Source organism: Pseudoflavonifractor sp. An85, assembly GCF_002161235.1.
Lineage (GTDB): Bacteria > Bacillota > Clostridia > Oscillospirales > Oscillospiraceae > Enterenecus.
Genome location: NZ_NFHE01000053.1, coordinates 1 through 6,735 on the forward strand (window position 1 = coordinate 1; position 6,735 = coordinate 6,735).

Below are 6,735 nucleotides of genomic sequence, written 5' to 3' on the forward strand. Positions count from 1 at the left end.
GCCCACTCCCACCCCGGCGCCCACGCCCACGCCTACCCCTACTCCCACGCCTACTCCCACTCCGGCACCCACTCCCACTCCTACTTCTGATCCCACACAGGAGAGCCAGCAGCCATGAGTGGAACCTTTCAAGGCTTTACCCCGGAGACGGTAGAATTTATGTGGGGCATCCGGTTTCAAAACGAGCGCAGCTGGTTTGAAGCCCACAGGAATGTGTATCTGAAAGAGCTCTACCGCCCCATGCAGGAGTTGGGCCGTCAGGTGCAACTGGCCATGGTGGAGCACTTCCCCAAGGAGCCGTGGAATTTAAAGGTGGCCCGGATCTACCGGGACGCCCGTCGGCTCCACGGCCGGGGGCCCTACAAAGACCACCTGTGGTTTACCCTGGTGCGTGGAGACGACTCCGCCGGGGATACCCACCCCGCGCTGTGGTTTGAACTCACCCCCGAGGGCTGGAGCTGTGGCATGGGCTTCTGGTGTGCCAAGGCCAGCGTCATGGAGTGCCACCGCCAGGAAATTCTCCGGGATCCCAAGCCCCTGTTGAAGCTGGAGCGCGCCCTGCGCAAGCAGGACCGTTTCTCCCTGGACGGCCCGGAATACCGTCGGCAAAAGCCCTGTCCTCAAGAAGAGCTGAGCCCATGGTTCAATAAAAAATCCCTGTCCGTGGGCCATGAAGAGGAACTGTGTGAACTGCTGTACACCCCGGAGCTGGCAGACCAGCTGGTGGAGGACTTTCTCTTCCTCAAGCCCTACTACGATTACTTTTCCGCCCTGGCCGCCAAGTTACCTACACAACTATAAACAAGGAACCCCTCGGCTTAGCCGAGGGGTTCCTTTTGCTATGTTCTGGGCTGGGCTGCCAGCTCATTCATCTCCCGCAAGGTCTGCATGCAGTTCACAGCCAGGGTGTTGAAATACAGGCTGTCTTGCAAGCGTCCAAAGGTGCGGAAGGAGTCGTCGGTCTGCAAAAAGGGCTCCAACTCCTGGGCGGTGTAGCTGCGCTGCACCCGCAAAATGGCATCTTCCAGGTTGTCCAGCACCTCCGCAGCGGTTCGACTGTACCCGGTGCCTAGCAGCTGAGGGCGGGAGCGAAGATAGGCGTTGATCTGCTCCAATTCGCTCACCAGCTTTCGGTTGATGGGGAGCAGCTGCCGGTAATAGGTCTGTTCCGGGCCGCTCATCCCCTTCCAATGGGCCTGAATCTGGTCCTCCAACAGGTGGATGCGCACCAGGCGGTCGGTCATCTCGCTTCCGTCCTGGCCTCCCTTCTGACACAGAGCCCGCACCTGCTGCAAAAAGCTGCGGTCCAAATCAAACAGCTCCTTGACGCTCTGGCGAAACTCCCGCCCGGCGGTGTTGGGCAGCAAAAAGCGGTTGGCCAAGGTGGCCGTCACCGCCGCCAGAGCCACATAGGCAAGGCGCAGCCCGCTGGCCTGCATCAGCCCCAGGCGCAGGTGGGCCAAGGTCATGCCGTAGCAGGTGGTGTACACCGTCATGGTCCAGGATGTCACCGGAGCATAGTACATAAAACAGGTCATCACCGTGAGGATGGCCAGATACTCCGGCATAGTGTGGAACAGGCTCATCAGGCACATGGACACCACCACCCCGCCCATGGTGCCCAGGATACGGTTGCCGATCTTCATCCGGCTCTCCTCGGCGTAGGGCATGAGCATTAAGAAGGAGGTCATGGGATACCAGTAGGCGTGTTCCCATCCGGTGAGCCACACAAAGCCGAAGCCCAGACACAGCACCGTGGACAGGCTCAGGGCAAACCGGGTGGAAAACTGATCCAGGCGGAACAGGTTGCCCAATCCCCGCAGCTTGTGCTGGTCGGGGGGTAGCTTCCACTTGCGCTGGGGCTGGGCCGGGCTGGTGTCCTCCATGGCCTGCAAAGCAATGGCAAACAGCCGCAAAATCTCTCCCATGGCCTCGTACTGGGCCGGGTCCGACGGCCCCGGGCCACGGCGCAGCTCCTCCACCCGCTGACGCAGCTGGCCGTGGTTCTCCCCGCCCAGGTCAGTCTCCGCCTGGGCAAACACCTGGCTGAGCCGAGCAAAAAACATGCGGTCCCCAGAGGGGGGCAAGGTGCCTAGGCGCACAAAGTGCTGGCTGAAGTAGGAACAGCGCTGGAAGAGCACCATAAACAGGTAGTAGATTTTTCCGTACCCGTTGGCCAGATAGGTGTAGCCCCGGCTGTCGTAGATCACCTGATTCATGTGCACGATCATGGGAGCCAGGGCCGCGCGCTGGGCGGACACGTCTCCGCCACAGGCCAGGGTGCGAAACTGGAGCCCCAGGTTGCGCATTCCTTTGCGCACGGTGCCGTAATGGCGCCGCCGCCGGATAATACGGGCATAGAGCCATAGCGCCACCGTCACCACGCCCAGGCCGCAGCACAGGGCCAGAAGCTGGGTGGGCAAATCCTCCGGCGCAATGGGCATGAGTTGGAGAAAGACAAACTCCATGCTGAACACAAAGTAGGCCTTGGGGGAGAACTTGGAACTCAAGAGGTACACCAGCACAAAGGGCACCACCAGATTCATCCCCAACGCCCACCACAGGCCGCGCCCAGCCATAAAGGCCGCCAAATCCACCAAAACCATGGTGGCCCCGGCCCTGACCAGGTCCCGAGGTCGAAAATCCTGCTTGTGGCGGGTGCGGAACAGCAGGGTGAGAAAGGCGGCCATGCTCACATACTTTACCCCAAAGATCCCCCACAGACCAAAGAGCAAGATCAGGGACACCACAATGATGGGCAACGCCGCCAGCCATCGGGTGCGGATCACCGGCAGACGCTGGGTACAAAACCCCTGCCATCGCTCTCTCATAGACGCCTCTCCTTTCTTCCAGAATTCCCCTCCCCCTCAAAACGGGCAAAACGGTGCGACCTGTTTTTGTCGCACCGTTTTGCGTCTCCAGGGGAGATTTAGTTTTTCAAGCTGTGCATAGGGGCGGGGATGCGGCCGCCACGGGCCACAAACTCCTCCGCCGAGCCGGTGTGGCAGGGCATCACCGGGGCAGAGCCCAGCAGACCGCCAAACTCCACGGTGTCCCCCACCTTCATGCCGGGGGCGGGAATGATACGCACAGCGGTGGTCTTCTGGTTGATCATACCGATGGCCGCCTCGTCGGCAATGATGGCGGAGATGGTGGCGGCGGTGGTATCTCCGGGCACGGCGATCATATCCAGGCCCACGGAGCACACGCAGGTCATCGCCTCCAGCTTCTCCAGGGTGAGAGCGCCGGAGCGAGCTGCAGCAATCATACCCTCGTCCTCACTCACTGGGATGAAAGCGCCGGACAGGCCGCCCACGGAGGAGGAAGCCATCACGCCGCCCTTTTTCACCGCGTCGTTGAGCAGAGCCAGCGCGGCGGTGGTGCCGTGGGTGCCGCACACCTCCAGGCCCATTTCCTCCAGAATCCGGGCCACGCTGTCCCCGATGGCGGGGGTGGGGGCCAGAGACAGGTCCACAATACCGAAGGGTACGCCCAATCGGCTGCTAGCCTCCTGGGCCACCAGCTGACCCATACGGGTGACCTGGAAGGCGGTTTTCTTGATGGTCTCGGCCACCACGTCAAAGGGCTGGCCCTTCACGGCCTTCAACGCGTGGTGCACCACGCCGGGGCCGGACACGCCCACGTTGATGACCCGTTCCGCCTCGCCCACGCCGTGGAAAGCGCCGGCCATAAAGGGGTTGTCCTCCACGGCGTTGCAGAACACCACCAGCTTGGCGCAGCCAAAGCCGCCTTGGTGTGCGGTGCGGTCGGCGCAGGCCTTCACGGTCTCGCCCATGAGCTTCACCGCGTCCATGTTGATGCCCGCCTTGGTGGAACCGATGTTCACAGAAGAGCACACCAGGTCGGTGACCGCCAAAGCCTCAGGAATGGAGGCAATGAGGTTGCGGTCTCCCCGGGTCATGCCCTTTTGCACCAGAGCGGAGAAGCCGCCGATAAAGTTGACCCCGGTCTCCTTGGCCGCCCGGTCCAGAGCCTGGGCAAAGGGCACGTAGTCGTCGGTGTCCGAGGCCCCCGCCACCAGGGCGATGGGGGTCACGGAAATGCGCTTGTTGACAATGGGGATGCCGAACTCCGCCTCGATGTCCTCCCCGGTTTTCACCAGGTTGGCCGCCGAAGTGGTAATCTTGTCGTAAATCTTGTCACAGGCCACCTTGGCATCGGAGTGGCAGCAGTCCAGCAGAGAGATACCCATGGTAATGGTGCGAATATCCAAATTCTGCTGGTCGATCATGGAGATGGTGGAGAAAATGTCCTTTTGATTGAGCATATCTCGTCACCTCAAATCCGATGCATGGCGTTGAAGATGTCCTCCCGCTGCACCCGGATGTCCAGGCTGCGGGCCTTGCCGTCGTCGGCCAAATCCTGAGCCAGCTGGGCAAAGGGCACGGTGCACCCCGCCACATCCACCAGCATCACCATGGTGAAATAGTCCTGCAAAATGGTCTGGCTGATGTCCAGCACGTTGACATTACGCTCACTGAGCTGGCTGCACACGGCGGCAATGATGCCCACCTGGTCCTTGCCCACCACAGTTACAATGGCTTTCATAAATCAATTCCTCCCTATGTTCTGGGGCTGTCCCCAATGTATACCCGTTAACCCAACTCGTCCAGGGTCAGCCCAAAACTGTCCCCCAGGTGGTCCAAAAACCAGGTCACTTCTTCCATCTCCATGTCCTGGAGGGCACGGAGGGTCTCCCGTTCCGCCTGCACAAACTCCCCGTTGCCCGCCTTGCGCTCGTCCAGGCATTTCAGCCACGCCGCCAGCTTATCGGCTGCCTTCACATAGCGGCCCACCTGGGGATCTTCCCCCCGCACCAGCGGCTCATAGGCCCCGGTGAGTTCCTTGGGGAGCATGGCCAGCAGCTTATCCTGGGCCACCGCCTCCACCTGGTCGTAGGCGGACTTGATGGCGGGGTTGAAGTACTTGATGGGGGTGGGAAGATCGCCGGTGATGATCTCCGGGGCGTCGTGGAACAAAGCCACCGTGGCCACCCGGTCCGGGTTCACCTCTTTACCGTACACCTGCTGGCCAATCACTGCCAGGGCGTGGGCCAACACCGAGACCTCATAGGAGTGCTCTTCCACATTTTCCGTGCGGGTGTTGCGCATCAGCGCCCATCGGGCAATGTAGCGCATACGAAAGAGATACGCAAAAAAGCTGGACGACATGGTTCCGCCTTCTTTTCTCAAAGTAGGATTTTTCGGCTATCATACCACATTTTTGGTGAAATGTAAACCTGTACAAAACCCTAGGAAAATGGTATCATTAAGAAAACGATTACATTTTGGAGGCCCTTATGGACATTGCCATCTACACCTTGGGCTGCAAGGTCAACCAATATGAGACCCAGGCCATGGAGCAAGAGCTGCTCCGCCGCGGCCACACCCTGGTTCCCTTTGAGGACCTGGCCGACGCCTACATCATCAACACCTGCACCGTCACAGCGGTCAGCGATAAAAAGTGCCGCAACGTTATCCGTCGGGCCAAAAAAATGAATCCCCAGGCGGTGGTAGCCGTGTGCGGCTGCTACGCCCAGACCGAGCCGGAGGCGGTGGCGGCTCTGGGGGTGGACTTGGTGTCCGGTACCGCCGGACGCATGGCCTTTTTGGACCTGCTGGAGGAGCAGCTGGCCCACCACTCCGCCCCCATCGTCCAGGTGGACGAATCCCTGCGCCGCCGGGAGTTTGAGCGGCTCACCGCCGGAGGCCAGCAGGGCCGCACCCGGGCCATGCTGAAGGTGGAGGACGGGTGCACCAACTTCTGCACCTACTGCATCATCCCCTATGCCCGTGGCCCCGTGCGCTCCCTGCCCCTTCCCGAGGCGGTGGCCCAGGCCAAGGACCTGGAGGCCCAGGGATACCGGGAAATCGTGCTCACCGGCATTGAGATCTCCTCCTGGGGCCGGGATTTGAAGGAGGGACAGACCCTCATCGACCTGGTGGAGGCCCTGTGCCACGCCGTGCCCCAGCTGCGGGTGCGCCTTGGCTCTCTGGAGCCTCGCACCATCACCCCCGATTTCTGCCAGCGGGCCGCCGCTCTGCCCAACCTTTGCCCCCACTTCCACCTGTCCATGCAGTCCGGCTGCGACGAGACCTTAAAGCGGATGAACCGCAAGTATGACACCGCCCGCTATTTCCAGTCGGTGCAGTGGCTGGGCGAGACCTTTGACCGCCCCGCCATTACCACCGACCTCATCGTAGGCTTCCCCCAGGAGACGGAGGAGGAGTTCGGACAAACTCTGGACTTCATCCGCCGCTGCGCCTTCTCCTCCATGCACATTTTCCCCTACTCCCGTCGCTCCGGCACCCCCGCCGCCACCATGGCCGGCCAGATTCCCCATGCCGTGCAGGAGGAGCGTGCTCACCGGGCCAATGCCGTGGCCCAGGAGATGGAGCAGGCCTATTTGCAGGCGCTGGTGGGCTCCACCCTTCCCGTCCTTTTTGAGGAAGTCAAGGATGGCCTGTGGCAGGGCCACGCCCCCAACTATGTGGCTGTGCGGGCCCAGGGGGAGGAGTTGCACAACCAGTTGCGGCAAGTGACCATCACCGGCGTGGGAGATGGGATTTTGCTGGGAGAGATTCAGGAATAAAGCTACCGCCCTGGACTACGGTCCAGGGCGGTTTTGTCATTCCATCCGGGTGCAGGTCACTACATATCGGTAGGTGTTGGTGGGATAGGGGTGGCAGGAGATCAGGGTGAGCAAATCCGCTC

The 6,735-nt window shown here is 61.2% G+C and carries 6 protein-coding genes; 2 read left to right on the forward strand and 4 right to left on the reverse strand.

Going from position 1 to position 6,735, the window contains the following annotated elements; translation table 11 throughout:
- Positions 1-114 precede the first annotated feature (114 nt).
- The gene (locus B5G37_RS13825) at positions 115-801 is read left to right on the forward strand and encodes a DUF2461 domain-containing protein (RefSeq protein WP_087258787.1); all 687 of its coding nucleotides are present in this window, start codon (positions 115-117) and stop codon (positions 799-801) included.
- Between the two features lie 38 nt (positions 802-839).
- Here B5G37_RS13825 and B5G37_RS13830 read toward each other — a convergent pair whose 3' ends face one another.
- The 4 genes from B5G37_RS13830 to yfbR all read right to left on the reverse strand — a co-directional run bounded on the left by B5G37_RS13830 (position 840) and on the right by yfbR (position 5,192).
- The gene (locus tag B5G37_RS13830) at positions 840-2,831 is read right to left on the reverse strand and encodes an FUSC family protein (RefSeq protein ID WP_087258789.1); all 1,992 of its coding nucleotides are present in this window, start codon (positions 2,829-2,831) and stop codon (positions 840-842) included.
- A gap of 98 nt (positions 2,832-2,929) precedes the next feature.
- Entirely contained in the window at positions 2,930-4,288 is a 1,359-nt protein-coding gene (locus tag B5G37_RS13835; RefSeq protein WP_087258791.1) for a PFL family protein, read from the reverse strand.
- Between the two features lie 11 nt (positions 4,289-4,299).
- Positions 4,300-4,569 carry an ACT domain-containing protein gene (locus tag B5G37_RS13840; protein ID WP_087258793.1) on the reverse strand — a complete coding sequence of 90 codons (270 nt, stop codon included), beginning with the start codon at positions 4,567-4,569 and terminating at the stop codon, positions 4,300-4,302.
- Positions 4,570-4,616: 47 nt separating this feature from the next.
- On the reverse strand, positions 4,617-5,192 hold the full coding sequence (yfbR, locus tag B5G37_RS13845; RefSeq protein WP_087258795.1) for a 5'-deoxynucleotidase: 576 nt from the start codon (positions 5,190-5,192) through the stop codon (positions 4,617-4,619).
- 128 nt (positions 5,193-5,320) lie between these two features.
- On the opposite strand from yfbR, the gene mtaB reads away from it, so the two are divergent.
- On the forward strand, positions 5,321-6,613 hold the full coding sequence (gene mtaB / locus B5G37_RS13850; protein WP_087258797.1) for a tRNA (N(6)-L-threonylcarbamoyladenosine(37)-C(2))-methylthiotransferase MtaB: 1,293 nt from the start codon (positions 5,321-5,323) through the stop codon (positions 6,611-6,613).
- Positions 6,614-6,735 lie beyond the last annotated feature (122 nt).

What these genes read in the sequence shown, in the direction of transcription:
- mtaB (WP_087258797.1), top strand. Translation starts at nt 5,321, where the DNA reads ATGGACATTGCCATCTACACCTTGGGCTGCAAGGTCAACCAATATGAG.
- B5G37_RS13835 (WP_087258791.1), bottom strand. Translation starts at nt 4,288, where the DNA reads ATGCTCAATCAAAAGGACATTTTCTCCACCATCTCCATGATCGACCAG.
- B5G37_RS13830 (WP_087258789.1), bottom strand. Translation starts at nt 2,831, where the DNA reads ATGAGAGAGCGATGGCAGGGGTTTTGTACCCAGCGTCTGCCGGTGATC.
- B5G37_RS13840 (WP_087258793.1), bottom strand. Translation starts at nt 4,569, where the DNA reads ATGAAAGCCATTGTAACTGTGGTGGGCAAGGACCAGGTGGGCATCATT.
- yfbR (WP_087258795.1), bottom strand. Translation starts at nt 5,192, where the DNA reads ATGTCGTCCAGCTTTTTTGCGTATCTCTTTCGTATGCGCTACATTGCC.
- B5G37_RS13825 (WP_087258787.1), top strand. Translation starts at nt 115, where the DNA reads ATGAGTGGAACCTTTCAAGGCTTTACCCCGGAGACGGTAGAATTTATG.